This is a genomic window from Bacillus zhangzhouensis (genome assembly GCF_000715205.1).
Taxonomy (GTDB): Bacteria; Bacillota; Bacilli; order Bacillales; family Bacillaceae; genus Bacillus; species Bacillus zhangzhouensis.
This window is the reverse complement of record NZ_JOTP01000012.1, coordinates 22,997-49,038: the sequence shown is the minus strand read 5'-3', so window position 1 is coordinate 49,038 and position 26,042 is coordinate 22,997. Positions and strand designations below refer to the sequence as shown.

The window sequence follows — 26,042 nt, the reverse complement described above, 5'->3', positions numbered from 1 at the left end:
TTTTTTTGTGCCTAAAGGTATAGCGGAGGGAATCAATGATGAAAAAGCAAAGGATCGTCATAAAAATTGGCAGCAGTTCATTAACAGAGCAAAAGGGAGCCATTGATGAACAAAAAATGTGGGATCATGTGAGAGCCATTGCAAAGCTCAGAGAAGCGGGGCATGAAGTTATTTTAATTTCGTCAGGAGCTGTTGCGGCGGGATTTGGCAGTTTAGGATATCCATCAAGACCTGTGACCTTAAAAGGAAAACAGGCTGCTGCTGCCGTTGGTCAGGGCTTATTAATGCAGAAATATACTGAACTATTTTCACAGTTTCACATGACGCCTGCACAAATGCTTTTAACACGTAATGACTTTTCAGATCGTACAAGATATCGAAATGCTTACGCAACGATGATGGAGCTGTTGGAAAGAAAAATTTTACCGATTATTAATGAAAATGATTCGGTTTCGATCGAGGAACTGACCTTTGGTGATAATGACATGCTGTCAGCGCTTGTCAGTGGATTAATCCATGCAGATCAATTGATCATCTTAACTGACATTAATGGAATTTATGATGCAAACCCAAATGAGCATCCTGAGGCAAAGCGGTTCGATGCGCTGACACACATTTCAGATGAATTGTTTTCATATGCGAAGAGCACTGGTTCAAAGGTTGGAACAGGCGGGATGAAATCAAAGCTGTCTGCTGCACAAACCGCACTTTCACTTGGCGTCAAAGTCTTCATTGGCACGGGTACAGGGGAAGACAAATTACTTCACATTCTCGCAGGTCAAGGTGATGGAACGTATATCGGTGAACAGGACTTATCAGCCGTTAACAACCGTCGTCAATGGATTCAATTCCACTCACCCGTCTCTGGGAAAATCATGATTGATGCGGGAGCGGAAGCGGCGATTTTGCACAACGGCAGAAGCCTTCTTCCGGCGGGTGTCATTGATGTCGCTGGTGATTTTTCTAAAGGAGAGGTCGTTGAGGTCGTCGGTCCGAACGGATTAGTTGGTAAGGGACAAACATTGTACGCGTCTGATGAGCTTCTCGGCATTAAAGGGATGCGAAGTGATGAGCTTTCACATGAGAAGCCTGAGGTTATACACCGAGATCACTGGGTACAGCATGTACAAAACTGAGGAGGGATATACGATGAATGAAGTTCTTGAAAAAGCAAAAAAAGCAAGTGTGGCCAAAGATCAGCTGCTATTAAAAACGACTGAACAAAAGAATGCGGCTTTAGACGCAATCGCAAAAGCGCTAAAAGCATCTTCAGTTTTTTTGATTGAGGAGAACCAAAAGGATGTTGAGGCAGCCAAGGAAAAGCAGTTCACTCCATCTGTCATTGACCGGATCACACTCACGGAAGAGAGAATTGAGGCAATCGCAGACGCTACACTTCAACTGATTCAGCTAAAAGACCCAATTGGTGAAACGTTAGAAACCATTCAAAAAGAAAATGGTCTTTTGATTGAAAAAGTACGTGTGCCTCTCGGAACGGTTGGGATGATTTATGAAGCAAGACCGAACGTGACAGTAGATGCTGCCACCCTTTGTTTGAAAACTGGAAATGCTGTCATTCTAAGAGGAAGCTCATCAGCCATTCATAGTAATAAAGCGATTGTGAAGGTGATTCATGAAGCACTTCATGCCACGGATATTCCAGTAGACAGTGTGCAATTGATTGAAGATACAGGCCGAGAAACGGCTAAAACGCTGTTCACCTTAAATGATTACCTAGATGTCCTCATACCGCGAGGCGGGAAAAATTTAATTGATCTCGTTGTGAGAGAGTCTACCGTGCCAGTGCTTGAGACAGGCGCAGGGAACTGTCATATCTACATTGATGAAACGGCCAAAAAAGAGATGGCTGAGCAGATTGTTCTGAATGCCAAAACCCAAAGACCATCTGTTTGTAATGCCATCGAGAGCATTGTCATTCATGAAACATGGGCAAAGGCACATGGCGCTTCGTTATTTGAAGCCCTTCATGCAAATGGGGTAGAGATACGAGGAGATGAAGCCGTGTGCGCGCTTGCTCAGGGCGCAACACTTGCGACAACAGCTGACTTTGAAACGGAATTCTTAGCACCAATTGTCAGTATCAAAATCGTTCAGAACATAGAAGAAGCGATTCAACATATTCAAACCTATAGCTCCAAGCACTCTGAAGCCATCATTACGGAAAATGATCAGCATGCGGCATTTTTCTTAACAGCCGTCGATGCTGCCGCTGTATATCATAATGCCTCCACTCGATTTACAGATGGCTTTGAATTTGGCTATGGCGCAGAAATAGGCATTAGTACACAAAAACTGCATGCAAGAGGGCCGATGGGTTTGCCAGCCTTAACCTCTGAAAAATTTGTCATTCGTGGTCAAGGACAAATAAGAGAATAACGATGTCAAAAGAGAGTCTAATCACAACAGGCTCTCTTTTTCCTTTCATTTTTGTATTTCTTAGGTCAAGTATGATAAAATATGGTAATGTTTTATATTTTGAGAAGATTGGAGAAGGCAACGTATGGCGAAAATCATTCCCTCTTCGGATATTGGAGTGAAAATCAACAAGTGGTATGAATTAATCCGCAGATTTGATTCAGAACAAGCAGAACAGTTAAAGCAGGAAATTCGCACCTCTCTTGATTCAATGGAAGAAGATCAGAACTTGCTTCTCTATTTTTCTTTAATGGAATTTAGGCATGAGGTCATGCTCGATTATTTAAAGCCATTAAAGGAAGGAAAGCTTCGCGCCAACTTTTCCGAGCTTTCGAAAGAAATAGATGAGCATCAAACGCATGTTACAGGCATGCTTGAATACTACTATCATTTCTTCAGGGGCATGTATGAATTCGGCCGAAGGCAATACATTGCTGCCATATCGTCTTATCAAAAGGCGGAGCATAAGCTTTCTTTTGTATCAGATGATATTGAACGTGCGGAGTATCATTTTAAAATGTCAGAAATATATTATCACATGAAACAAACCCATATCTCGATGCACCATGCCAAACTAGCGCTGGATGTCTATGTTCAGCACGAACTGTATGTGCTTCGCACGATTCAGTGTGAATTTATTGTGGCCGGTAATTATGATGATATGAGAAGGCATGAAAAGGCATTACCACATCTCGAAAGAGCACTTGCGAGATCTAGAGACTTTCAGAATGTGCGTTTTATTGCTTCCTCTTTGTATAATATGGGCAACAGCTATTACAGAATGGGAGATTTGAACCGCGCACTCGACTTAATGAAAGAATCCATCTCATTATTTGATCAAAATCAATCCGATCATCTTCGTCGATCTATAGACCCTCTTTATACAGCCGCGCAGATATTATACAAACAAGGTAAACACGAAGAAGCATTATACTACAGAGAAGAATGTATGAAACGAGCAGAATCTCTTCAGGATGACATTCATATTCAAAAGACAAAATTTCTAGAGGCATTGTATTTGAGACAAGATGCCGAGCATATTAAACGAATTTTCCATTTTTTAGAGTCTGCCTATGCATATCCAGATATAGAGGAGCTAGCATTAGACACCGCAAAGTATTATAATGAATGGGAGGATTTTGAAAAATCTTCCATGTTCTATGGGGAAGCGGAACATGCTCGAATCTATATTCAGAGAGGGGATTGTTTATATGAATTTTAAAAAATGGGCAGTCGTCTGTACAAGCATCACGATCATGGCATTATGGCTGGTATCAGCAAATACCGATCCGGATAACAGAAACCACACGTTAGAACAACCGAATCCGCAACATGTCACCATTTAAAAGCCCTATTTCAAGGGCTTTTTTTATTGATTGACTGCTTTAAAAAGAACCAGCGTGATATGCTTATAAAAATGAAACTTGTAGGAAAGCTTAATAAGAGTGCTTTTTCATTGACTCGCGAAATTAGATTGTGTACAATTCAATTGTAGAAAACATTAATGGAGAGAAAGAGGGTTATATTGATGTCAGACGTTTTATTTACTGCAACGGTATCAGCTGTAGGAGGAAGAGAAGGAAAGGTTGTTTCAGCAGATGGAGTACTAGAGCATGATGTGGCAATGCCTGGAACACCAAGAGCGAAAAAGCTTGAAAAAGCAACGAATCCAGAGCAATTATTCGCAGCAGGATACTCTGCATGTTTTGATTCAGCCCTTCAAATGGTAGCGAGACAAGAGCGCATCCGTTTTGAAAGTGAAGTAACGGCACATGTGAGCTTAGTCAAAGATAGTTCAGATGGCGGTTTCAAACTAGGCGTTAAATTAGAAGTAAAAGGAACTGGAATCGAGCAATCAGCATTAGACGAGCTGGTTCATAAAGCACACGGCGTATGCCCATATTCAAAAGCAACTCAAGGAAACATTGAAGTAGAACTAGTGGCTGTGGCCCAATAATTGACATCATAAAAGGCTGAGGGAATGTTCTCTCAGCCTTTTGGTTGTGTTAATTTTTGCAAAAGCTCATGTAAAGAGGCACGCAGTGTTTTCAGCTCTTCTTCTGATCTGCCAGTTCCAGACAGCATGTGAAATGGAATCGCAGTGGCCTTCTCTTTTAGCTGTTCTCCATACTCAGTTAAACGAATTTGCACAGACCGCTCATCCTCTTTCGAGCGCTTTCGGATGATGAGCCCGTTTTGCTCCATCCGTTTGAGCATGGGGGTGAGTGTACCGGAGTCTAAATACAGAAGCTCGCCCATTGTCTTCACATTTAACGTCCCATGCTCCCACAATAAAAGCAGTGCCAAATATTGAGGGTAGGTGATGTTTAACTCTTCTAATAACGGTTTATACTGCTTCGTCATCTCTCTTGAACTTGCATATAACAAGAAACAAAGCTGATTTTCCAGCTTCATATGTTCGAATTCATTTGTCATGTCAGTCACCAACTATTTTTTGTCATACTTATCATTGTATAAGATTTTCTTCCTTTTTAAAATAAATACAGACTAAAAATGAAAAATTCTTCAATGTGCGATAAATGTTTGAGAAATGAATAGAACGTGAAAGGTATTAATAGAAAAAGGAGGAGATGGAGATGAAGATGAAACCATTATTCACAGCAAAAGTAAAGGCGCAGCATGGAAGAGCTGGGCATGTTCGTTCAGACGATGGTGTGCTTGATCATAACATTGTCATGCCAAACGCAAAGAAAAATGGAGAGACTGGCACGAATCCAGAGCAATTATTTGCAGCAGGCTATGCGGCCTGTTTCGGCGGAGCGCTTGAACACGTAGCCAAGAAGCAAGGGATAGAAATTGAATCAGAAGTAGAGGCGCATGTTAGTCTATTAAAAGATGAAAGCGATGGGGGCTTTAAACTTGGCGTGAAGCTGATTGTGTCCGCTAAAGGGCTTGGCTATGACAAAGCAAAAGAGCTTGTCGAGGCTGCGCATCAATTCTGTCCATATTCAAAAGCAACAAGAGGGAACATCGAAGTGGAGCTTGAAGTGGCTGAGTAATAGAAGACAAACCCTCACATTCTTTGTCAGGTCTGCGCTCCAGTGCTCGTTCTTCTTAGACTGCAAAGGTTTTCTATCACGCTGAAAAGAAGACAAAGGGCGAAAATAAACATCATTTTCGCCCTTTGTCAACAATTTGAAACACCTGCTGTGGGCAGGTGTCTTTTTTTAATATTCTTTCTTTTTGTCGTATGCTTCCCATGCTTCAAATGGCGCAAGGTTTTTTTGAAGAGTCAGCTGGTAAAATGGAATGTTTCTTGATTCGTATTCTTTGTTGATTTCTTCATAAATAAACGAGTCATCAAAACCAGAAGTCGCGGCATCCTGATGTCCAGCTGCAAAATACACCGCTTTTGGTCTAGCCCAGTAAATAGCGCCGAGGCACATTGGGCAAGGCTCACAGCTTGTATATAAAATACAATCTTCTAATTGGTATGTATGTAGAGCCTGGCACGCCTTTCGAATGGCTGTGACTTCTGCATGTGCAGTAGGATCATTATTTGTTGTGACATTGTTGCTTCCCTCTGCAATAATCTGACCATCCTTGACAATGACTGCTCCAAAAGGGCCGCCAGTACCATTATTGACTGCTTCTACTGCAAGATCAATTGCGCGTTGTAAAAAAGCTTCGTGATTCATTGTCTTCCTCCCTTTGTTCGACTGACTTCTCTAGTATAAACGAATCATGCTAGAAAAGGAATCATCCTAGTAGATGATCGAACAGGACAATATGCGGATAAAAAAAACCCTGCCATGTTCAGCAGGGGGGAGAAATCCATTATGCATGCTGCGCCAGCTTTTTACGAGCCACTTCAGCAGATGTGACCATGTTTTTCAAAGCAGCAATGGTTTCAGGCTCTTGTCTTGTTTTTAGACCACAGTCAGGGTTGACCCAGAAGCGATCTGTCGGACATACGTTCAGTGCATCATCAATGATTTTACTCATTTCTTCAATAGATGGAACGCGCGGGCTATGGATGTCATATACCCCAAGTCCAAGTCCTTTCAGATACGGATGTTTTTCTAAATAATCAAGGAATCCACCATGACTGCGTGAGTGCTCAATCGTGATCACGTCGGCATCAAGGTCTTCGATCGTATTGACAATATCCTCGAAGTTACTGTAGCACATATGTGTATGAATTTGCGTTTCATTTTGAACAGAAGATGTTGATAAACGGAATGACTCGGCTGCCCAGTTTAAATATTCTGCCCAATCACTTTCTTTGAGCGGAAGACCTTCTCTAAGCGCAGGCTCATCCACTTGAATGACTTGAATACCTGCTTCTTCTAACGCTTCTACCTCTTTACGCAAAGCGAATGCGATCTGGAAGGCAATGTCTTTCCGGGAGATATCTGTTCTTGGGAAAGACCAGTTTAAGATGGTGACAGGTCCTGTCAGCATTCCTTTGACCTTTTTCTCAGTTAAGCTTTGTGCGTAAACCGTCTCTTTCACAGTCATTGGCTCTGTAAATTCTACATCTCCATAAATGATTGGCGGCTTCACGCAGCGCGATCCATAGGATTGCACCCAAGCAAATTTCGTAAAGGCAAATCCGGCTAGCTTTTCACCGAAGTATTCAACCATGTCTGTACGTTCAAACTCTCCATGAACGAGAACATCCAGACCAATCTCTTCTTGAATATCAATCCATCTTTTTGTTTCTTGCTTAATAAATTCATCATATTCTGCATCTGTCCACTCATTTTTACGCCACTTTTGACGAGCACTGCGCACTTCAGCTGATTGCGGGAAGCTGCCAATCGTTGTCGTTGGTAGGAGCGGCAGCCCAAGAGATTCGTTTTGGATACGAAGGCGCTCTTCAAAGGCAACTGGACGTTTAAAATCTTTAGATGAAAGATTGTTACGTTCTGCTGTCAGATCCGCATTTGTTCCTTTCGCAAATTCTTTTAAGGTAAGAAGCGCTTGTGTTGCTTCATTGATGTCTGCATCAATGGCAGCCGTTCCTTTTGTTAAGCCTTCTTTTAAAAGTGTTAATTCAGCCAGCTTTTCAGTGGCATAAGAAAGTCCGTTTAATAGTTTTTCTTCAAGCTGTTCGCTCGGGTGTTTCGCAACTGGTACATGAAGCAAGCTGCTTGATGGCTGTAGCCACACTTCTTTCGGCTGAACGTCAGCAATCACCTCAGAGATAAACGATAATCGCTCGCCAAGATCTGACCTCCAAATATTTCTTCCATCAATGATGCCTGCTGCTAAAATTTTATCTTTCGGGAAGCCATGCTTTTTCACTTGGTCAAGGTTGCGCCCTTGATCATGGACAAAATCAAGACCGATGGCTTCAACAGGGTAAGAGACAAGCTCTTCATAGGCATCAACTGAATCAAAGTATGTTTGAAGAAGAATGTTTAAGGCAGGTACGGCTTCTTTGATTGTTTGATAGATTTCTTTTACTGCTGTCACGTCTTCACTTGAAGCTGTGACAAGTGCAGGCTCATCAATTTGAACCCATTTGACGCCGGCTTCTTCAAGTTCTTTTAAAACTTGAGTATAAAGCGGCACTAGACGCTGCTCGATCTCTTTCACTTCATTTGCTTCATAGCCTTTTGAGAGAGAGACAAATGTATAAAGTCCAAGTACAACAGGTTTTGTTTCAACGCCAAACGCCTTTTTTACCTTTTCATAAGCTTCAAGCGGTTTGTTGTGTGTGAGTTTGAATTCGGTGCTTTTTTCGTATTCTGGAACGATGTAGTGATAGTTTGTATTAAACCATTTTGTCATTTCACTTGAGACAGCATCTTTTGTTCCTCTCGCCATCGCAAAGTATGTATCTAGTGGGTCTTTCAAGCTGCGGAAGCGCTCTGGAATCCAATTGAACATAACAGCAGTATCCAGCACGTGATCATAGAAGGTGAAGTCTCCAGAAGGAACAACATCAATTTGTTGGTCAATTTGTGTTTTAATGGCGGTTAAAAATTGTTCATCCAGTGTGCTTAAGAGGGTTTCGCGGTTCGTTTGACCCTTCCAGTAAGACTCAAGTGCTTTTTTCCATTCTCTGTTTAAACCAATTCGTGGGAAACCTAAATTACTTGTTTTAACAATTGTCAATTCCAATTCCTCCTCTAAAATATAAAAAGACATTCACACTCATGGTCTAGATTGATGAGGGCAAATGTCTGGTTTAAAAAGACAAAATGTGTGTGCGAAATGAAGCGTGAGCACAACTGACGCTTATCCGACATCTCCTATCAACCGTAGGGGGTTTGATGTGATAGAGCGGCTGGTATCCTGGCTGGTGAATCTTCAAGCTTTTCATCCTTCCCATCCTCATGACAGTGGATCAAAAAGAAAAGCTCTCCTCACTTACAGTGGCGGGACCGCGCCGGATTTTCACCGGTCTTCCCAATTAAAATTCGACGTGTCATCGAATTACCGACTCTCAAACTATGAATTTATTGTGTTCGATTATATAACGTTCACTTCATTTCGTCAAAGTAAATTTTGAATAATTTTAATTAAAAAAATCCTGAGAAAATTCGATCTTTTCTCAGGACCTAAATTTAAGCTATAGAGATAAAAGATCTGCTTCCAATGTTTTTTCTAAAAGTACATCAGGCGCAGTTAAATATAAAAATCCATTCCCTACAAGGGTTTTTGATTGTTTCAGCGGAAGGGTTCTTCTCACAAGCTGAGCATAGACCTCAGGTTCTGTCAGCTTACGCTGGAACGCTTCTTCCTCAGCATTTTTAATAATGGCCAGTGCACCGCTCACGTGAGGGGCAGCCATTGAAGTACCTGTGAGTCTGCCGTATTTATGGTTAGGGAGAGTGGATAAAATGTCTTCTCCTGGAGCGACGAGGTCGATTTCTTTATTGGCATTGGAAAATTCAGAGGATTCTCTTGCAAGGGAGACAGAGCCGACGGCAATGACCTCATTGTATGCAGCTGGATAGGAGAACTCTTCAGTACGCTCGTCCCCGTCTCCTTCATTTCCTGCTGCGCAAACAACAAGCACACCGCTTTTTACCGCATTTTGAATGGCCTCCTGCAGGGCTGGTTCATTGCTTGGACCACCGAGAGACATGGAGATAATATCCACCTTCTGCTCTGCGGCATAGTTGATGCCATTAATGATCCATTCGTACTTCCCACTGCCATTTTCTCCGCCGAGGACTTTCACGATAAGTAGCTTGGCTTCAGGGGCAACCCCTAAAATGCCGCCATTTTGATCTGTTGCTGCAATTGTTCCTGCTACATGGGTACCGTGCCCATTGTAGTCTTTCACATTATCCGCATCTCCATTGTCATCATCGGTAAAGTTCTTCCCTCCGATAATCTGATCTTTTAAGTCGGGATGCTCCGTGTCGCAACCTGTATCAAGGACAGCAATGGTTATGCCTTTTCCTTTGAAGCCACTTGACCAAAGTTCGGGTGCTTTAATCTCCTGAATACTTTCCGGCGTCTCTTTCGCTTCCATCACATTGGCTTTTACTTCATACGGAATTAAGCGAATTTCACCTTTCATAAGAAAGCCCTCCTTATTTTGTTTTCAAAGTAGATTCAGGCTGCGTAATGTTATTGTATAAAAGAAACTTTTGTTCGGAAAGGGTCAATTGTAATAATTTTTCAAATAATCAATCTATTATCAAATGTGCAAGTCTCCTCACATCTTGCCGAAAGGGGTCGTCTTTTGAGGAAAACTCTTGATATCATATGAAAAAGAAGGAAATGCTGCATAGTGAGCTTGCACCTGTATAGATCAAAATGGGTGGAAAGAACTAAAAAAGGCTTTCTGACTAAACAACGAAAATAAGTGATAGTTGAGAAGTGAGAAGAAGAAAAATTGAGCGGAATTATTTTTGTTCTAAAATATTTTTTACTCTAGTATTCGTTTTGTGAACAGTTAGGATAACCATAAACTCATTATCAACTGTTCGCCAATTGGACCGATTTTTCTTTTACCTGTATCCTTATAGCCTACTTGTGAGTACAAAGTCTGAGCAGGAATATTTTGATGATTCACAGCCAGTACGATCTCGTTACAGTTAGGAAATTCAGAGGTGACAAATTGATTTAATAAGAACATTGCTTGTTTCGCATATCCTTTTCCTTGCTGCGTCTGATGAATAGATAATGAAGTTAACAACATAGCGTTTGGGTTATCTGAATAATCCTTAACACGATCTGTTGCATGTAGTACAAAGAATCCAACCGGTTCACTTTCATTGAGTATGACAATTCTGTATTGTCCTTCAAAATATGCGTTTGGTAAAGCAGTGAATTTTACTTGTTCTTCATCTAAAACAAAAGACGTTAAACCCTCTATGTATACATCTGAAAAGTGTGTTAATTTTACATTGTTTTTGCTTTTCATAGAATGGTGTTCCTCCTTGTATTTTTTAAAATGAGCGAGATTTGCATATTCTATAGATATGTTTATACAACAAATGAAATAGGATGACGTTCAGGTGCTTACAATATCAATAACTGTTATGGTGATAACTTTAGTATAGAACGAATGTTCTTGTTTATCAATATTCATATGAAAAATAAGATGTGAAGTTTGTGACTGTTCCAAATGCGAAAGGCAACATATAATAATGGAAAGACAAGCCTGCCTTTTAGATAGGAGAGATAGAGATGAACAAAGGGAAGATACTCGTGATCGAAGATGAAAAGAAAATTGCAAGGGTGCTGTCACTTGAACTTGAATATGAAGGATATGAGGTCACCGTCAAAGATACAGGCATGAGCGGACTCCAAGCTCTTGAAGAAGATAGCTTCGATTTAGTGCTGCTTGACGTCATGCTTCCAGAATTAAGCGGCCTTGAGGTGCTTAGAAGGGTTCGAAAGACAAATACAGTCACGCCCATTATTTTGATTACAGCAAGAGGGAGTGTTCCTGATAAGGTAAGCGGCCTTGATCTTGGGGCAAATGATTATATTACAAAGCCTTTTGACATAGAAGAATTATTAGCGCGAATTCGTGCGCAGCTGAGATTCAATATAAGTGCGCAAGAAGAAAAAGAAACAGAATTGAGCATAGCAGATCTGACTGTCAATGAGAAAACAAGAGACATACAAAGGGGCGGACAAATGCTTGAGCTCACACCGAGAGAATATGACCTGCTTGTCCACTTGCTGAAACATCAGCAGCAAGTGCTCACAAGGGATCAGCTTTTAACAGCCGTTTGGGGCTTTGATTACTTCGGTGACACAAATGTTGTGGATGTCTATATTCGCTATTTAAGAAAAAAAGTCGACTACCCATTTGAAAAACAGCTGATTCACACAGTGAGAGGTGTGGGTTATGTGATGAAAGGATAAAGAATGAGATTAAAAAATAAAATCCAGCTTTATACGTCGCTGTCTTTGTTTTTAATGGTGCTGCTGTTTCATACAGCCATTTATTTTATTTTTTCGATGACCTTGACGCAAAAAGATATGTCTCGTCTATCTGAGGTGGCCGAAAATATTGCTATTGCTCTAAAAAAATCAGAAGAAGAGGGCCTTCCATCCTCGGAGCTACTGAAGGCGTACCTGCCTCAAAATGGCATGATCCGTGTCGTGACAGAAAAGGACCAATCAAAGCTAACTATCACAAAGGAATCAACGTTTAGCTCACTGCCTTTTACATATGAATCTGGTCAGACAGCAGAAATTAAAGAATACAACAAGCAGATGATTGCGTTCGCTGCTATTCCAGTCATTTGGACAAATGGTGAGATTGTGTCGCTTCAATTATATGAAGAAATCGAAAATACGGAAGAGAACTTGGCGTTATTAAGAATGATTTTAATCGCTACTGGCGTTTTAATTATTGTGCTTTCCTATTTTACTGGCCACATTTTAACAAAACAAATCGTCCGCCCTATTAGTAGAATGACCAATACAATGAAGGCAAGTATGAAAGAGAAGGCGTTTAAGCGAATCAAACTAGCAGGCGATTCAAAGGATGAATTGTATCAAATGGGACAAACCTTTAATGAAATGTCAGAAATACTCGAGAAACATTATGAGAAAGAGCAACAATTCTTGCATGATGCCTCTCATGAATTGAAGACACCGATTACCGTTATTATGAGCTACAGTAATTTACTAAAACGCTGGGGACAGACACGTCCAGAGGTTGTAGAAGAATCCTCTCAAGCGATTCATGATGAAGCGAAAAAAATGAAAAGACTGACAGATCAATTATTAACACTTGCGAAAAATGGTCAACCGCTATACTTGGACATGAAGCCAGTTGATCTTGGTCATTTATGCAAGCAGGTAAGTCATACACTTGAAGTCGCAACGAATCGAAGCATTCATCCTGATGTGCAAACAAATCAGCCGCTCGTCGCTGAGGGAGATGAAGAGAAAATCAAACAGCTTTTGACCATCTTAATTGACAATGCGGTTAAATATAGTGCAGAGCCAGTTGGTGTGACCTGCGGGAGAGCAGGAGACAAGCCGTTTATTTCAGTCATTGATAAAGGAATTGGCATAAAAGAAGAGGATCTGCCGAAAATCTTTGACCGCTTTTTCCGTGTGGATGAAGCCAGAAACAGTGAGACGGGAGGAACCGGACTTGGTCTTTCAATTGCGAAGCAAATTGCTGAAGAGCACGGGGCTGAACTAAAGGTAGACAGCCGTATAGGCGACGGGACAACCATGACCATTCTTTTTCAGAAATAAATAGGTCTTTTCTCATCAATTTCTCATTTCCTCCTTATAAAATAGGGAATAGGAAGGAGGCGCTGCATGTCTAGAAAAACGAAAATGGTGCTTGCGCTCGCAGGATGTCTAGTCATTCTTGCGGCCTTTGCAATGCTTATGATTCAAACCATTGATCAAAAAGTATTAAGTGAAGCAGAAATTAAAAAAATCATCGCAAAAGACTACAATGGAAACATTACAAATATTGATTTAATCAATCATAAACAGGACTATACATTGACGCTGGAAAATTCAAATGGCATCTATCAAATCATTGCATCTTCTGCAAGCGGTCAAATGAAAGAAATCAAACAGTTAAAAAGCTATCAAAAGCCAAATGAAAAAAATGCTGCACTGCAAGCAGAAGAAGCGGCCGTTAAAAAAGTGAACGGAACCGTGATCCAAAAGAAAGAGAAGTCAGATCGTTTTATCTTTACGATCCAATCAAAAAAAGAATTATATCAAGTGGCTGTCGATAAACAAACCTTTAAGGTGATAGAAGCAGAAAAGAAAAAAACAACCTCTAAAGAAAAGAAGCTGACGAAAATCACGGTGGAAGAAGCCATTCAAATCGCCATAAAAGAAGTCGGGGGGACAGTGGATGATGCAGATCTTGAAACATTTAGCGGCATGCTCGTGTTTGAGGTGGAGCTAGATTTGCCTGATGGTAGAGAGGCAGAGGTGCTTGTGAACGCGTATACAGGAGACATTGAAGGCATTACGTACGAAAACTAATCCTTTTCTCATGATATTCTCATGTTTCTTTCCTTCCTTTATCATCTTGTTTTATTAAGATAAAGGAGAAATCAAACAGAGGAGGAAATGAACATGATGAAAAAAGTACTAGTAGCTACAGCATTAACAGGAACTCTTGTCGCAGGTGGTTTCACACTTCAAGCGCAAAATACAAATCAAACAGCAAACGCCGAGCAAGTGGTGCAAAAGAAATCATCGTTTGTCTCAAAGAAACAAGCTGAAAAAGCAGCATTAAAAGTTGTGAAAGGCTATGTGGATGATGTGGACCTTGAGCGTAAAAAAGGAAAATGGGTGTATGAGGTCGAGATTAAAAAAGGCGGCTTTGAATATAAAGTATATGTCGATGCAAAAACAGGAAAAGCGCTGAATGATCCAGTGAAAGAAAAGAAACAAAATGTGAAAATCACCAAAAAGCAGGCTGAACAAATTGCCCTTGCAAAAGTAAAAGGCACAGTTACAGATTCAGATTTAGATAAAGAAAATGGTGTGTACATTTATGAAGTTGAAATCACTACACCAGGCGGCGAGGAAGTTGATTTTGAGATTTCCGCTAAAACAGGCAAAATCCTGAAGCAAGAATGGGATGATTAATCCGCCTGCAATCCTAAGATAAATTTTTATGCGGTCTGAACCATTTATCCATCATGGATAGCTGGTTCAGACCGCTATTTTTACTTAAATGATTGTATACAAGTGCAAATGAATATCAACTTTTAAACTGAATAGCTTACTTCCATATATCTGTACACCAAGCATGTTAATGCTTTTTATGTTGACTGCTTATCATTTCAGTTGTTCTTAAAAACGTCTCAATCTCTTGAATATGATGACAATGGAGAGGTGATATTCTAATAGCTCCTTTCATTCCAAAGGAATCCAGCATCCTTTTAGAATAAATGCTTGTATTCACCCTTTCATATACGATCACACCATGCTGTTCATATTGTCTTACTGCATCCTCATGGTTTGTTCCTTCTATTGATATGGCTACGATGAAATCTTTTTTTGATAAATCATGGTCATCAAGATGCACGGTAACGCCTTCGATCTCTCTTAGCCCTTTTACGTTGGGTGTCCCGTCTAGCATTATTTTTAATAAAGATCTTTCTTGTTTTGCGATAGCTTCCATACCTGCTGCAAATAACTGTCGTCTGGCATTCACTGTCGTAAAATGACCACCAAGCCAGCACACATAATCAACAATTGCGCTAATAGCCGCATAATGTGCAGGTGCTGGACTTCCTAGCTCCCATTCAGTTTCTTTCTTTCCTTTTAACTTATGATGAGGGAGAAGAGCAGCTCTTTCCGATAAATAAGCAACCCCGCAGCCTCTAACACCAAAAAATTTATATGGGGCAAAATTTATCACATCAACAGGTGTTTTTTCAATGTCAATTAAACCATGAGGTGCATGTTGAACGGCATCAACAATGATAAATAAGTTTGGGTTCTTTTTTCTTGCCTCTTGTACAATTTGTTCAATGTCTAAAATAGCACCAGAGATATTCGAAGCATAGATGACACTTAGAAGAACAGTATCTTGATCGATTAATGCCAAGATGTCTTCTACGTTCACTCCGCCTGTTAAAGGATTAGACTTGGCCACTCTCAGCTCCTTGTTTAATTTATTTGCATAAAAACTAGCTGCGTCATAAGCTGCTGGATGTTCTAAGGATGTTGTGACAATATTTGTTCCTTGAATATGTTCTGCAATGACACCCGTAGTTTGAAAGATAGCCTGTGATGCTGTCAGATATGTGGCGAAGCTTCCTTGTTTAACGTTAAAAATGGTTTGAAGATCAACAATCCCTTTTTTCTGGATATCAATCAAGTGTTTTGCAGTTTTATGATTTCTTTCAGAACAATCTGGGATGCCTTCAATGATTGAAAATATATGATTTGCCTGTTTTAGACGAAGAGAGCCACCTGCATTATCAAAAAAAAGCCGTTCCTTTTTGAGGATAGGATCCTCATCAATATATAAAAAATGTTCTCTTACTTTTTTTAATAAATCATTTGAAAAGTGCATGTTTAGTTTAGTTTCATTCATCATCATATCCCCCAATATTCAATTCTTATACTTAGTATTATACATTGTGTGATCAATCAATGGTGGTACCTCTCTCAGCGACGGTTGCCAGTGCATTGCCAATGACATTAGTTGTTGTTCTCGCCATGTCCATGATAAAATCAGCTGTCATTAAAAGAGCAATCCCTTCCAGTGGAAGCCCAATGAATGAGAAAGACAATAGATGTAAGAAACAAAAGTTAAGCAAAAATGGAACGAAGATGAATCTAATGAGAGCTAGAACTGTAATGATTATGTTTGAAAACATATACCGCATCTTTATGAGCTCAGCTGTTTTATACAAATCACTCCTTACACTTTTATGTGTAAGGTTTTTTCATTAGGACAAACTACGGGAAAGGAGGCGAGAGAATATGAAGAAAAAAGAAGAAGAACAGACAATGGACTATGCGGAATATGTTCCGCATCCTGATGGAGAAGGATATGCTTTGTTTTTGCATGATTCCTTTCATCTCCTCTCCCAAGAGGATTTGAATCAGCCGGAAGAGGAATAAAAGGCATGAAAGGGCGATGGTCAACTTGTCTATCGCTCTTTTTTTTGAAAAGTAAGCGAATACATGACGAGACTTGGCATCTTGCTTATTGACATCATTACGCTTTTTCTGTAATCTCAGTGTGTTAACAATATGAGACTTCGTTAGGTGAGGCTCCTGTATGGAGATACGCTGCTGCCCAAAAATGTCCAAAGACGCCAATGGGTCAACAGAAATCATCGACATAAGGTGATTTTTAATGCAGCTGGATTTATCCTATGCCATACAGTGCTAAAGCTCTACGATTGAAGGAGCAAGTGTTTATTTTGCCATGCTTACAAAGCGCCTTCATTCGGTTGAAGGTGCTTTTTTATAAGAAAAGGAGGTGTGGGGATGGATCATCCCGATTCGAGACACATAGAGATTATGTCAAAAGATCAAATTGAGACATCAGATAGAGGAGATCCTGACCCCGCACGTTCTAAGGGATTCGGGTATCTCCTGACTTTGGGGAGGTAACAGCAATGATACAGAACATTACGTACGATGAACTCATTTTAAGAATCATTATTTTATTAAGAGATGGAAAACGCAAAGAATTTAAAAACATTATGGAAGAGCTTCAGCCGTATGACATGGCCTATTTATTTAAAGAGCTTCCAGAAAAACACCGCGGACGCTTTCTCAGTTTTTTAACAGTCGATGATGTAACGGAAATGATGGGTGAGCTTGAGCGGGAATATCAAGAGATCGTTCTTGAAAAAGTAGGGAAAGACAAAGCTACCTTCGTTACAAACAAAATGGATAACGATGACTTAGCCAACTTGTTTGATGAAATGGATGATGAGCTAAAAGATCAGCTTTTATCAAACATGGAAGCGGAGGAGTCAAAAGCCGTCCAGCTTCTGATGAATTACCCTGCAGAGACAGCAGGCCGGATCATGACCAACCGGTATGTATGGATTCCTCAGCATTATACGGTTCAGGATGCGGTTGTGAAGCTGAAAAGTTTTGCTGAAATTGCAGAATCGATTAACTACTTATATGTGATCAATGATCAAAAACAGCTTGTAGGTGTCCTCTCTTACCGTGACCTTATTTTAGGTGAACCGGATGAAAAAGTGCAGGATCTCATGTTTACAAGAGTCATTGCCGTCGGAGCATTTCAAGACCAGGAAGAAATTGCAAAGCTGATTGAACGGTATGATTTCCTCGCCATTCCTGTTGTGGAAGAGAACAATGTCCTTGTCGGAATTGTCACAGTCGATGATATCATTGATGTCGTCATTCAAGAGGCAGGAGAAGACTATGAGAAGTTTGCTGCCTCTGGTAAAGATATCACGTTTGAAACACCGTCATTTGTTGCGGCATACCGCCGTCTCCCATGGCTCATTTTGCTCTTATTCATTGGATTGATTTCAGGCAGTATTTTAAATTATTTTGAAGATACGCTTCAGCAAGTTGTTGCTCTTGCTTTCTTCATGCCGATGATTGCAGGGATGACAGGGAATACAGGTACACAGTCTCTTGCGGTCGTTATTAGAGGGCTTTCAAAAGAAGAATTAACGAAAAAAACCATTATGCGCCTTATTTTTAGAGAGCTGAGAACAAGTATTTACATTGGGATTGTCTGTTCAATCATTATTACAGTTGTCGCGATGGTTTGGCAGGGCAATATGATTTTAGGCTTTGTGGTTGGTTCCTCGCTCCTTGCGACACTCATTATTGGAACAATGGCAGGTACTATCGTGCCCATTATTTTACACAGATTAAACGTGGATCCGGCTATTGCATCTGGACCGCTGATTACAACATTGAATGATATTTTATCACTGCTGATCTATTTTGGCATTGCCACAGCGTTCCTTCATACACTGATGTAGCAAAAAGACTGTAAAACGTGACGTTTTACAGTCTTTTTTGAATAAAGATTGCATATAGCGCTTTCATCCTTTACATTTTAAGGAGAAGGTGGGAGAGAAATATGAAGAAGTTCTTATTCATTTTGATGTGTATTCTTTTGCTGAGTGCATGTCAAAGGGAAGACGAAGGGAAAGACAGGAGGCTTGTTGCTGCAGAGCGTATGCTTGAAGCCATCACCGAAGGAAATAAAAGAAAAATGGAAGATGTCTACGTCGAAGGTGCGGTCCCGAGCCCGGATGACATGTTGAAACTGAAAAAAGAATGGGGCATAGACAGGCTTTCTTATGAGGATTTTCAATTGGAAGAAGCCAGCATTCACGTGTTCCATGCAAATTATGAAGATACAAAAACCGGGAAGAAAAAGGCACTTGCCCTCCGGGTGAAAGAAGATCCAGAAAAAGGCGGCGTGCTGATTGACTTTGTAGGGGTCGTTGAAGGAACTGATGCTTCCTCTAAATAAAAAAATCATTCAAAAGCCATAATAAATGTCAAATTATATGATTTAAAAGGATAGAAGAGCTGAAATAACCGTGCTCTATCTATCCTCTTTTTTTGCCATAAATGATCTTGTTTACTAAAACCACTATCTGTCACCGATCACATATTAGTTATGCCCATCAACTCCATAAATCGTGAGAGAGCACTGGTCATGTAAGAATCGCGACGTCTTATCAATACAGTGGGCACTATTCTATGTGGGTCCGGTAATGGATGACAGGTAAATCTGCCTTGCACCCGAGATTCAACCATAGATTTTGGTAATACAGTGACTCCTAGCCCATTTTCTACGCATTTAAGGACACCCTCTAAAGTACCATATTCCATTACCTTCATAGGAGCAAAGCCATTGCTCTCAAGCCATTGCTGCCAACGTCCCAAATAGATGCAATGCGCAAATGACGAGAGCAACGGTTCATGTAAAATTGATTCCACCTGGAATTGCTCCTGAGAGTAGCTTGTAATTAGAACTAGGGATTCCTCCAATACAGGGTACTCAATAATTTCTGGATGAAGAATTGGACCATCTACCAATGCGCCGTCTACCTTGTAGTTGAGAATGGCACTCACCTGATCTACAGTAGGTGCCATATACATGCTCAATTCTACTTGTGGAAAATTCTTATGATATTCTGCAAAAATTTTTGGCAATCTTGTAGAAGCAGTTGACTCTATAGCCCCAATGTGTAAAGTTCCCCGTGGAGTAGAGGAAAGTTGTACTGCCTCTATCGCTTCTTCGAAATCATAGAGTAATTTGTTTACATATGGCAACAGTTCACGTCCTGCAGGCGTTAAGGATATCTTCTTGTGATATCGATATAGAAGAGGAACACCTAATTCTTGTTCAAGACGTTGTATTCGTGCAGTGACATTTGACTGCACATAATTTAATTTCTTAGCAGCTTTTGTAATGCTTTGTTCAATGGCTACTGCTTTAAATACTTCCAAAGATTTAATATCCAAAACAACTCTCCCTTTTTGCATCACTAATTATGATGATCTATAAGCTATTTTTTGATTTTACGTGATCCACTGAAGTATGTAAACTTAATTATACAAGAGGATTTTGCGTACCTTGTTATTTAATCGTGAGGAGGGGAATGGAAGAAAGGTGATTTTATAAAAACACACGTTTCCAATTAATGAGGAGGGGATCTATTGATTTCAAAGGTGAATGTCCAAGAAAAATTTTTGCAAATAAATGATTATTGGAATCCTAGAATAAGCGGAGAGTTGAACGATTCATACATTAAAATGGTAAAGATTAAGGGTGAATTCATTTGGCATCACCATGATGACGAGGACGAAATGTTCTTTGTATGTAAAGGGCATCTGGTCATCCGTTTTAGGGATAGTGAAATCGCTCTTAATGAAGGAGAGTTTATTGTGATACCTAAAGGAATTGAACATCAACCAATTGCTGAAGAGGAAGTTCATTTGCTATTAATCGAACCCAAAACGACTCTAAACACGGGGAATGTGGTCAATGAACGAACCGTTTCGATTCCTGAACGAATGAATGAACACTAGATCATTGCACTTAACAGGTGCTTTAGTTCAAAAAGAGGCAGCAATCGCTGTCTCTTTTTACTACTTCACCATATATTCCCGCTTTTACGGTGCACAGATATGCAACTAACTATAGACTATGAAAGGAATAAAACACGAGACGATCAATGCACGTAATAAAGAGTATGTCCGACATAAAATTTATCACGTTCAGCACGTTAATATAGTTATCATCGACAATTAAAAGATTGGATGGAACGATTTAATGGGGTAGCAACGAAATACCTAAACGGGTATTTGATATAGCATTGTTCTTAGAATTTAATAGGAAATTTACCTCTAAATAAAATGTGAATGAAATGTTGTTGAACGCCTGCAAAAAAGCAAATTTCACAACTTTAATCGATATTAGAAATTTCAACTGATGTATTTTGCTTATATAGCTTATTTCACTAAGTTTGAATTTGGTATTGCGTTCAAATTAAGATAATGTTGATTTCAAGAGTGTTGGAATTAGTGTGAAATAAGGGGTGTAAAGCAGTGAATGAATTTTATAATGTGTTAACATATGTAAATAAAATGTTTTATGAACCTAATCATTTGTCCTTAAAAGCTGTCCGAGAAGAAGTCCAAAATTCGGATTATGGGGCTGGTTTGTTTCAGCTAAATTCAAAATCAATTAGATTTAGAGTCGCAAAAATAACGCCTACTAAGATAGGACAGTTTGTTGCTTTTTGGGAAAAAGATGAGGGAAATAAAAACCAACCCTTTTCATATGAAAAAGCTACGGATTTATTAGTGATCAATACCTTTACTAGTGAAAATGATTTTGGTCAATTCGTTTTTTCGAAAGAAGTTCTTGTAAAACACAATATTCTTAAAACAGATACTACAAAAGGAAAAATGGCAATTAGAGTTTACCCTAGCTGGGCAAATCCCGCTAGCAAACAAGCTATCGAAACACAGAAATGGCAATTAGAATATTTTGTTTGCATGAACAATACAAATAGTTTGCCAGCACAAGAGCTATTAAAACTATACTCTAACTAAAATAACTCTAAGCTGTAAAAGGTTGCGAATTTATAAACTTAAACTGCCAAGGGCTCTAGTTGGATAACGGAGACAGCAAAAACGCTGTCTCTTTTTCATTAAGCCATTAGCAACAATCAATACGAACAAAGCCTTAATTTTAAAGAGTAAGCGATTCTTTATTTGTTTATCGATTCTTGTATCGGAAGTGTGCGTTAATCTGGCCTTCCAGCATTTTTTTCTTATATTGTCCGCTTTTTAATGCTTGTTCTTTTTTCTTCATGTCTTTTAAAATTTCAGCTGTCTGCACTCCGTCTTCCCTTTTATTGGCGATGTCCATTAAACGTTCAACATCTGCAAATGAATATTTCCGTGTGCCTCTTGTTGAGCGCTGGGGGTAGATGAGTTTACGTTCCTCATAATATCGGATTTGCCTGACAGAAAGTCCTGTTAATTCACTGACAATCCCGATTGAAATGACTTTTTTATCTTTATAAGATACATCTTCCTGCGTCATATACTCACCCCTGCAAGTCTTTTCTTCATATTATATAGAACGACAAGTAAAAAAACCTAACGTTTGTTAGAAAATATAACACAAAAATGAAAAAAACGAAAAAACAATGGGAGGAAACTTAACATTATATGTGCAAACCATCTCATGAGCACATATAATTGAATTGAAAAAGGAGGAGGAGCATATGATGGAGCAAACACAGATCATCCGTATGGCAAAAGAAATCATCGCGTTAGATATGAAGAGGGATGAATTGCTTGAGCAATTCATGCAGGCTGCAGGTCAGAACGCACATGCTCTTCTAAGAGCCGTACAAAATGATTTGTATAAAAGGTCTTCATAAGCACCCGATCCACATCAATTGATAGGAGGGAGGGGATATTCGGTGCGACGTATATTAAAAGAAGCTTTAGCGAAAGAAAGACGTTATTATACGAAGCAGCTGTGTTCGTTAGGGGTTTACAGCCCTGATATGACCAAAAACATGACAATTAGTGACTTAAAAAAAGAGTATCATTTCTTTTTCAACAAAACAGAGCGCTATCTGTAAAAATCCCTTGAAATGTGCACGCGTCACATAGAGGGTTCTTTTTTTGCGTATTCAATATTATAGCAATATTGAATTTTGTAGAAATTTGACGAATTAACTGCAAGAAAACATAGAGTCTTTACAGATTATGTTAAAACGTGTCGTAACTTGATGGTTTGCTAAAAAAGCTTTTTTTCAAGATGATTGTGAAAAATAAGAAGGATTTTAAAAGTTTATATCGAAATCTTATACATAACACGAATGGAGTCACTTATGTGGTTGAAAGGGTTTTCAAAAACGTACTTCTATTTTTTACGAAAGGCTCCAACTGCACCGCAAGAAAGCCTTGAAGTTAAAAAAATATTATAAGAGGTAGATATGTGATGAGACTATCGTTTAATGAAGAAGAAGTAGAACGTTCAATGACGCTTTACAAGGTTTTTGCAAGAGCATTTAAAAGCGTTTCAGAACACAGTATTAGAGACAGCAAAGAGCATGGGTTTAATCCAACTGAATTTGCCGTTCTTGAATTGCTGTACACAAGAGGTGCTCAAAAGCTTCAGCAAATCGGTTCAAGACTCCTGCTTGTCAGCGGGAATGTTACGTACGTAATTGACAAATTAGAACGAAATGGTTTCATTGAAAGAGAACAGGACCCTAAGGATAAACGGTCGGTTTATGCCCATTTAACAGATAAAGGGCGCAATTATCTTGATAAGATTTACCCGATCCATTCTCTTCGTATTGCGCGGGCGTTTTCTGGTCTGACGCGTGAAGAACAGGAGCAATTGATTAGTCTTCTGAAAAAAGCAGGCATTCACAGTCAGCATTTATTATTTAGATAAAACGAAAAGGTGCCATGGTTGGCGCCTTTTAGATTGTTGACAAAGGGCTAAAATGATGTTGAATTTAGCCCTTTGTCTTTTTTAACTTATCGTGATCGAAAACCTTTGAAGTCTAGGAAGGGCGAGCACCGGAGCGAATTTGACATTCGTGAGGACCGGAGCGCAGACCTGACAAAGAATGCGAGGGTTTGTCTATACGCTGAAAGGTGCCAGGATTGGCACCTTTTTTATGTGTCCAGCTCATATGCAGGATAGGCGATGAATTTCTCAATATCGCTTGCTGGAAGGGGCTTTGCATAATAAAAGCCTTGCAAATCGTCACAGCCCTGCGCAGATAACAGCTGTGCTTGTGCGAAGGTTTCAACGCCTTCTGCAATGACTTCGAGAGATAATTGATGCCCCATCGCAATAATGGCACCTGTGATCTGTTCAGACTTTGAATCACTTAGAATATCCTCAATGAAGGATTTGTCGATTTTCAGTCGATGAATTGGTAAATCCTTTAAATAGCTTAAGGAGCTGTGACCTGTACCGAAATCATCAATGCTAATGCGAACGCCAAGCTGCTTCAGCGACGTAAGCACCTGTTTTGATTGCTTGATGTTGTCCATTGTCATACTTTCTGTGACTTCAAGTTCCAGCAGTGACGGCTTAAGGTCGTATTTTTTCAGTGTCAGCTTGATCAAATCGATTAAGTCTTCAGAATTGAATTGTTTAGCAGATAAATTGACGGCCACAGGAATCTTTAAACCAGTGTCATACCAAATTTTTGCCTGCTTACACGCGGTATCAATGACCCATCTGCCAATATCAATGATAAGGCCTGATTCCTCGGCTAGTTCAATAAATGCTTCAGGTGACTTTAAGGTACCGTCTGGCGCTCTCATTCTTAAAAGGGCTTCAACCCCTGTCATCTTTCTTGTTTTGGCACTGATTTGAGGCTGATAGTGAAGCACAAACTGCTCTCTTTGAATGGCATCTCTTAACTCCAGCTCTCGATTTAACCTGTCTTCACTCGATCTTTCCATTGATTCGGTGAAGAACTCATAACGGCTTTGCTTTTGTTTTTTGGATAAATACATCGCCATATCTGCTTTTCTCATCAGTTCCATCCCGTCTTTTCCATTTTGCGGAGAGATCGCGATTCCAATACTGATAGATGTAATGAGCTGATGATTCTGGATGAAAAAAGGGCGTTCAAATTGCCGGATGATATTTTTAGAAAGCTGTTCAATTTTATATGTATCATGCTCCATGTGAGGGAAAATCATTAAAAATTCATCTCCGCCAATTCTAGCAATAAAGCCATTATCCGGTAAACATTGCGTCAGTCTGTTTGCAGCGCCTTTGAGCAATAAGTCCCCTATGTTATGACCAAGTGCATCATTAATAATTTTAAACCGATTCAGGTCAAGAAAAAGAACAGCGGTTGATGTCCTTGTCTCTCCTTGAGCGGATAGAACATCATTTAAATGATTGATGCCGTGACGCCGATTTGGAAGCTCAGTTAATGCATCATAATGTGCCATCACATGAATTTCTTTTTCTGCAATCCGCTGCTGCGTTAAATCCTTTAACACAAGATAAATGCTGTCAAGTGTATTGTTGACGTGAACAGGTATGTAAGTAACATGGTAATAATAAAAGCGATCTGCTGTTTTTAATTCTGCTTCACGTGTGATGGCCTTCTTAGATTGGTAAATAAATTCTTCCCACATCTCATTTGGCATCACGTATTGGCTGACATCATCACCGATCCAGAAATTGCACATTTTTAAAATGTGCTTACCTGAGTCATTGGCAGAAAGCACCTTTCGATCGACTGATAACACGATAATGCCATCGATATTATGTTTGATGAGTGATTGGAACCGCTGTTCATTTTCCTTTAGCTTATCTGACTGCTTCATGATTCGGTGATCAATATAGGCGCCAAAAATCATCAGCGTTTGGACAATAAGAGTCATTAAACCAATGAAAATAGATAGACTGAATGGCGACATTTCAAGAGAACCACCCGCAGCGACCCGCCCATCTGAATGGAGAAACATGGTAGAAGCAGCCATACCGGTATAATGCATACCAGCAATAGCAACACCCATCATGAGTGCGCCAGCTATTTTTAATAGATGATCCGCCTGTCTTTTCTCAGATCGATGGAGCCGAAAAAAGAGATTTAACGAAAAGAAAGAAGCGAGCGCAGCAATGAAAAACGAAAGAAAAAAGAGGACTGGATCATAGCTAATTGAGACATTGGCCATTGATTCCATTCCGAGATAATGCATGCTGCACATAGCTGACCCCATAGTGATTGAACTAATCAGCAGTCGCCTTGTGGAGAGCTGCTGCTGAATGCATATCGAAAAAGCGATCAAAGAACCGATAAAAGATGCTAAAATCGATAAAATCAGTAAGGGAGTTTCGTATGTGATGCCTACACGCATGTGAAATGCCATCATACCGATAAAGTGCAACGACCATATCCCCATTCCCATGATCATTGCACCAATGATCAGCCATACCTTTTTCTTTGCGCCGCTTGACTGTATCACTCGGCTGGCTAAATGAAGAGCTGAGTAGGAGGCGACAACGGCGACAGCGACTGACAGAAAGACAAGCCATCCGTTGTAGCTTCCTGTTAAATGTGTCATGTGAGAAAACCTCCTGTATCCTAAAAACAGACATATACTTAATATATCGGATCGATTGGCTTCTGTGTTCACTTTTCCTTCACTTAAAAAGGACAATCAGGATTTTT

The 26,042-nt window shown here is 39.8% G+C and carries 27 protein-coding genes, 1 pseudogene and 2 riboswitches; of the genes and pseudogenes, 18 read left to right on the top strand and 10 right to left on the bottom strand.

All coding sequences use genetic code 11. The features are described 5' to 3' along the window. The first annotated feature begins 38 nt into the window (after window positions 1-38). From proB to BA70_RS11455, 4 genes are all read left to right on the top strand, one after another. A complete protein-coding gene (gene proB, locus BA70_RS11475) occupies window positions 39-1,136 on the top strand; it encodes a glutamate 5-kinase (RefSeq protein WP_034322376.1) in 1,098 nt (365 codons plus the stop codon). Window positions 1,137-1,149: 13 nt separating this feature from the next. Continuing rightward, a complete protein-coding gene (locus BA70_RS11470; RefSeq protein ID WP_034322214.1) occupies window positions 1,150-2,397 on the top strand; it encodes a glutamate-5-semialdehyde dehydrogenase in 1,248 nt (415 codons plus the stop codon). Between the two features lie 124 nt (window positions 2,398-2,521). Beyond that, window positions 2,522-3,658 carry a Rap family tetratricopeptide repeat protein gene (locus BA70_RS11465; RefSeq protein ID WP_034322212.1) on the top strand — a complete coding sequence of 379 codons (1,137 nt, stop codon included), beginning with the start codon at window positions 2,522-2,524 and terminating at the stop codon, window positions 3,656-3,658. 306 nt (window positions 3,659-3,964) lie between these two features. Next, a complete protein-coding gene (locus BA70_RS11455; protein WP_034322206.1) occupies window positions 3,965-4,393 on the top strand; it encodes an organic hydroperoxide resistance protein in 429 nt (142 codons plus the stop codon). A 32-nt stretch (window positions 4,394-4,425) separates the two neighbouring features. Here the strand turns inward: BA70_RS11455 and BA70_RS11450 are convergent, their stop codons facing one another. Then, complete coding sequence (locus BA70_RS11450) at window positions 4,426-4,872, bottom strand: MarR family winged helix-turn-helix transcriptional regulator (protein WP_034322203.1); 447 nt, start codon at window positions 4,870-4,872, stop codon at window positions 4,426-4,428. 167 nt (window positions 4,873-5,039) lie between these two features. Here BA70_RS11450 and ohrB point away from each other — a divergent pair, with 167 nt between their 5' ends. Then, window positions 5,040-5,456, top strand: a complete 417-nt coding sequence (ohrB, locus tag BA70_RS11445; protein WP_034322374.1) for an organic hydroperoxide resistance protein OhrB — start codon at window positions 5,040-5,042, stop codon at window positions 5,454-5,456. A gap of 168 nt (window positions 5,457-5,624) precedes the next feature. Here ohrB and guaD read toward each other — a convergent pair whose 3' ends face one another. From guaD to BA70_RS11425, 4 genes are all read right to left on the bottom strand, one after another. Next, window positions 5,625-6,095, bottom strand: a complete 471-nt coding sequence (gene guaD / locus BA70_RS11440; protein ID WP_034322201.1) for a guanine deaminase — start codon at window positions 6,093-6,095, stop codon at window positions 5,625-5,627. A 139-nt stretch (window positions 6,096-6,234) separates the two neighbouring features. Further along, the gene (gene metE, locus BA70_RS11435) at window positions 6,235-8,523 is read right to left on the bottom strand and encodes a 5-methyltetrahydropteroyltriglutamate--homocysteine S-methyltransferase (RefSeq protein WP_034322198.1); all 2,289 of its coding nucleotides are present in this window, start codon (window positions 8,521-8,523) and stop codon (window positions 6,235-6,237) included. 153 nt (window positions 8,524-8,676) lie between these two features. Continuing rightward, a riboswitch (cobalamin riboswitch) is annotated at window positions 8,677-8,868 on the bottom strand. Between the two features lie 112 nt (window positions 8,869-8,980). Then, window positions 8,981-9,940 (bottom strand): S8 family peptidase, encoded by a 960-nt coding sequence (locus BA70_RS11430; RefSeq protein ID WP_034322196.1) that lies wholly within the window; start codon window positions 9,938-9,940, stop codon window positions 8,981-8,983. A gap of 378 nt (window positions 9,941-10,318) precedes the next feature. Next, the gene (locus BA70_RS11425; protein WP_034322194.1) at window positions 10,319-10,789 is read right to left on the bottom strand and encodes a GNAT family N-acetyltransferase; all 471 of its coding nucleotides are present in this window, start codon (window positions 10,787-10,789) and stop codon (window positions 10,319-10,321) included. Between the two features lie 266 nt (window positions 10,790-11,055). On the opposite strand from BA70_RS11425, the gene BA70_RS11420 reads away from it, so the two are divergent. The 4 genes from BA70_RS11420 (at window position 11,056) to BA70_RS11405 (ending at window position 14,463) form a co-directional block, all read left to right on the top strand. Continuing rightward, window positions 11,056-11,742 (top strand): response regulator transcription factor, encoded by a 687-nt coding sequence (locus tag BA70_RS11420; RefSeq protein WP_034322191.1) that lies wholly within the window; start codon window positions 11,056-11,058, stop codon window positions 11,740-11,742. 3 nt (window positions 11,743-11,745) lie between these two features. After that, window positions 11,746-13,095, top strand: coding sequence for a sensor histidine kinase (locus BA70_RS11415; RefSeq protein WP_034322188.1), 1,350 nt, complete (start codon window positions 11,746-11,748; stop codon window positions 13,093-13,095). A gap of 66 nt (window positions 13,096-13,161) precedes the next feature. Then, on the top strand, window positions 13,162-13,851 hold the full coding sequence (locus BA70_RS11410; RefSeq protein ID WP_034322185.1) for a PepSY domain-containing protein: 690 nt from the start codon (window positions 13,162-13,164) through the stop codon (window positions 13,849-13,851). Between the two features lie 93 nt (window positions 13,852-13,944). Further along, the gene (locus BA70_RS11405; RefSeq protein ID WP_034322182.1) at window positions 13,945-14,463 is read left to right on the top strand and encodes a PepSY domain-containing protein; all 519 of its coding nucleotides are present in this window, start codon (window positions 13,945-13,947) and stop codon (window positions 14,461-14,463) included. A gap of 166 nt (window positions 14,464-14,629) precedes the next feature. Here BA70_RS11405 and BA70_RS11400 read toward each other — a convergent pair whose 3' ends face one another. Then, a complete protein-coding gene (locus BA70_RS11400) occupies window positions 14,630-15,922 on the bottom strand; it encodes an aminotransferase class V-fold PLP-dependent enzyme (RefSeq protein ID WP_239646663.1) in 1,293 nt (430 codons plus the stop codon). A 52-nt stretch (window positions 15,923-15,974) separates the two neighbouring features. Continuing rightward, window positions 15,975-16,208 carry a cation:dicarboxylate symporter family transporter gene (locus tag BA70_RS20830; RefSeq protein ID WP_275574587.1) on the bottom strand — a complete coding sequence of 78 codons (234 nt, stop codon included), beginning with the start codon at window positions 16,206-16,208 and terminating at the stop codon, window positions 15,975-15,977. 106 nt (window positions 16,209-16,314) lie between these two features. Here BA70_RS20830 and BA70_RS20335 point away from each other — a divergent pair, with 106 nt between their 5' ends. From BA70_RS20335 to BA70_RS11385, 3 genes are all read left to right on the top strand, one after another. Then, entirely contained in the window at window positions 16,315-16,455 is a 141-nt protein-coding gene (locus BA70_RS20335) for a hypothetical protein (RefSeq protein ID WP_167331436.1), read from the top strand. Window positions 16,456-16,587: 132 nt separating this feature from the next. Further along, window positions 16,588-16,751, top strand: a riboswitch (M-box (ykoK) riboswitch). A 207-nt stretch (window positions 16,752-16,958) separates the two neighbouring features. Then, window positions 16,959-18,317, top strand: a complete 1,359-nt coding sequence (mgtE, locus tag BA70_RS11390; protein WP_034322174.1) for a magnesium transporter — start codon at window positions 16,959-16,961, stop codon at window positions 18,315-18,317. Between the two features lie 101 nt (window positions 18,318-18,418). Then, window positions 18,419-18,817 (top strand): metal ABC transporter substrate-binding protein, encoded by a 399-nt coding sequence (locus BA70_RS11385; RefSeq protein ID WP_034322172.1) that lies wholly within the window; start codon window positions 18,419-18,421, stop codon window positions 18,815-18,817. 137 nt (window positions 18,818-18,954) lie between these two features. On the opposite strand, the gene BA70_RS11380 is transcribed toward BA70_RS11385, so the two are convergent. Continuing rightward, on the bottom strand, window positions 18,955-19,818 hold the full coding sequence (locus BA70_RS11380; protein ID WP_034322170.1) for a LysR family transcriptional regulator: 864 nt from the start codon (window positions 19,816-19,818) through the stop codon (window positions 18,955-18,957). 195 nt (window positions 19,819-20,013) lie between these two features. Here BA70_RS11380 and BA70_RS11375 point away from each other — a divergent pair, with 195 nt between their 5' ends. The 3 genes and pseudogenes from BA70_RS11375 to BA70_RS11370 all read left to right on the top strand — a co-directional run bounded on the left by BA70_RS11375 (window position 20,014) and on the right by BA70_RS11370 (window position 21,414). Then, window positions 20,014-20,385 (top strand): cupin domain-containing protein, encoded by a 372-nt coding sequence (locus BA70_RS11375; protein WP_078061710.1) that lies wholly within the window; start codon window positions 20,014-20,016, stop codon window positions 20,383-20,385. Window positions 20,386-20,563: 178 nt separating this feature from the next. Then, window positions 20,564-20,664, top strand: a pseudogene (locus tag BA70_RS19965) (IS1595 family transposase); the annotation flags it as partial. A 240-nt stretch (window positions 20,665-20,904) separates the two neighbouring features. After that, window positions 20,905-21,414: a MepB family protein gene (locus BA70_RS11370; protein ID WP_034322167.1), complete on the top strand. Its 510-nt coding sequence runs from the start codon at window positions 20,905-20,907 to the stop codon at window positions 21,412-21,414. A gap of 166 nt (window positions 21,415-21,580) precedes the next feature. Here BA70_RS11370 and BA70_RS11365 read toward each other — a convergent pair whose 3' ends face one another. Continuing rightward, a complete protein-coding gene (locus tag BA70_RS11365) occupies window positions 21,581-21,910 on the bottom strand; it encodes a MerR family transcriptional regulator (RefSeq protein WP_034322164.1) in 330 nt (109 codons plus the stop codon). 187 nt (window positions 21,911-22,097) lie between these two features. Here BA70_RS11365 and BA70_RS20330 point away from each other — a divergent pair, with 187 nt between their 5' ends. From BA70_RS20330 to BA70_RS11355, 3 genes are all read left to right on the top strand, one after another. Then, window positions 22,098-22,253 (top strand): hypothetical protein, encoded by a 156-nt coding sequence (locus BA70_RS20330; protein ID WP_167331435.1) that lies wholly within the window; start codon window positions 22,098-22,100, stop codon window positions 22,251-22,253. Window positions 22,254-22,295: 42 nt separating this feature from the next. Continuing rightward, the gene (locus BA70_RS11360; protein WP_034322162.1) at window positions 22,296-22,460 is read left to right on the top strand and encodes a hypothetical protein; all 165 of its coding nucleotides are present in this window, start codon (window positions 22,296-22,298) and stop codon (window positions 22,458-22,460) included. Window positions 22,461-22,819: 359 nt separating this feature from the next. Next, window positions 22,820-23,284: a MarR family winged helix-turn-helix transcriptional regulator gene (locus BA70_RS11355; RefSeq protein ID WP_105927621.1), complete on the top strand. Its 465-nt coding sequence runs from the start codon at window positions 22,820-22,822 to the stop codon at window positions 23,282-23,284. A 227-nt stretch (window positions 23,285-23,511) separates the two neighbouring features. Here the strand turns inward: BA70_RS11355 and BA70_RS11350 are convergent, their stop codons facing one another. Continuing rightward, a complete protein-coding gene (locus BA70_RS11350) occupies window positions 23,512-25,935 on the bottom strand; it encodes a bifunctional diguanylate cyclase/phosphodiesterase (protein WP_034322158.1) in 2,424 nt (807 codons plus the stop codon). Window positions 25,936-26,042: the final 107 nt, after the last annotated feature.

Excerpts from the sequence above, each read along its gene's own strand:
- proB (WP_034322376.1), top strand. The coding sequence starts at position 39 with ATGAAAAAGCAAAGGATCGTCATAAAAATTGGCAGCAGTTCATTAACA.
- BA70_RS11470 (WP_034322214.1), top strand. The coding sequence starts at position 1,150 with ATGAATGAAGTTCTTGAAAAAGCAAAAAAAGCAAGTGTGGCCAAAGAT.
- BA70_RS11465 (WP_034322212.1), top strand. The coding sequence starts at position 2,522 with ATGGCGAAAATCATTCCCTCTTCGGATATTGGAGTGAAAATCAACAAG.
- BA70_RS11455 (WP_034322206.1), top strand. The coding sequence starts at position 3,965 with ATGTCAGACGTTTTATTTACTGCAACGGTATCAGCTGTAGGAGGAAGA.
- BA70_RS11450 (WP_034322203.1), bottom strand. The coding sequence starts at position 4,872 with ATGACAAATGAATTCGAACATATGAAGCTGGAAAATCAGCTTTGTTTC.
- ohrB (WP_034322374.1), top strand. The coding sequence starts at position 5,040 with ATGAAACCATTATTCACAGCAAAAGTAAAGGCGCAGCATGGAAGAGCT.
- guaD (WP_034322201.1), bottom strand. The coding sequence starts at position 6,095 with ATGAATCACGAAGCTTTTTTACAACGCGCAATTGATCTTGCAGTAGAA.
- BA70_RS11430 (WP_034322196.1), bottom strand. The coding sequence starts at position 9,940 with ATGAAAGGTGAAATTCGCTTAATTCCGTATGAAGTAAAAGCCAATGTG.
- BA70_RS11425 (WP_034322194.1), bottom strand. The coding sequence starts at position 10,789 with ATGAAAAGCAAAAACAATGTAAAATTAACACACTTTTCAGATGTATAC.
- BA70_RS11420 (WP_034322191.1), top strand. The coding sequence starts at position 11,056 with ATGAACAAAGGGAAGATACTCGTGATCGAAGATGAAAAGAAAATTGCA.
- BA70_RS11415 (WP_034322188.1), top strand. The coding sequence starts at position 11,746 with ATGAGATTAAAAAATAAAATCCAGCTTTATACGTCGCTGTCTTTGTTT.
- BA70_RS11410 (WP_034322185.1), top strand. The coding sequence starts at position 13,162 with ATGTCTAGAAAAACGAAAATGGTGCTTGCGCTCGCAGGATGTCTAGTC.
- BA70_RS11405 (WP_034322182.1), top strand. The coding sequence starts at position 13,945 with ATGATGAAAAAAGTACTAGTAGCTACAGCATTAACAGGAACTCTTGTC.
- BA70_RS11400 (WP_239646663.1), bottom strand. The coding sequence starts at position 15,922 with ATGAATGAAACTAAACTAAACATGCACTTTTCAAATGATTTATTAAAA.
- BA70_RS20830 (WP_275574587.1), bottom strand. The coding sequence starts at position 16,208 with ATGTTTTCAAACATAATCATTACAGTTCTAGCTCTCATTAGATTCATC.
- BA70_RS20335 (WP_167331436.1), top strand. The coding sequence starts at position 16,315 with ATGAAGAAAAAAGAAGAAGAACAGACAATGGACTATGCGGAATATGTT.
- mgtE (WP_034322174.1), top strand. The coding sequence starts at position 16,959 with ATGATACAGAACATTACGTACGATGAACTCATTTTAAGAATCATTATT.
- BA70_RS11385 (WP_034322172.1), top strand. The coding sequence starts at position 18,419 with ATGAAGAAGTTCTTATTCATTTTGATGTGTATTCTTTTGCTGAGTGCA.
- BA70_RS11365 (WP_034322164.1), bottom strand. The coding sequence starts at position 21,910 with ATGACGCAGGAAGATGTATCTTATAAAGATAAAAAAGTCATTTCAATC.
- BA70_RS20330 (WP_167331435.1), top strand. The coding sequence starts at position 22,098 with ATGGAGCAAACACAGATCATCCGTATGGCAAAAGAAATCATCGCGTTA.
- BA70_RS11350 (WP_034322158.1), bottom strand. The coding sequence starts at position 25,935 with ATGACACATTTAACAGGAAGCTACAACGGATGGCTTGTCTTTCTGTCA.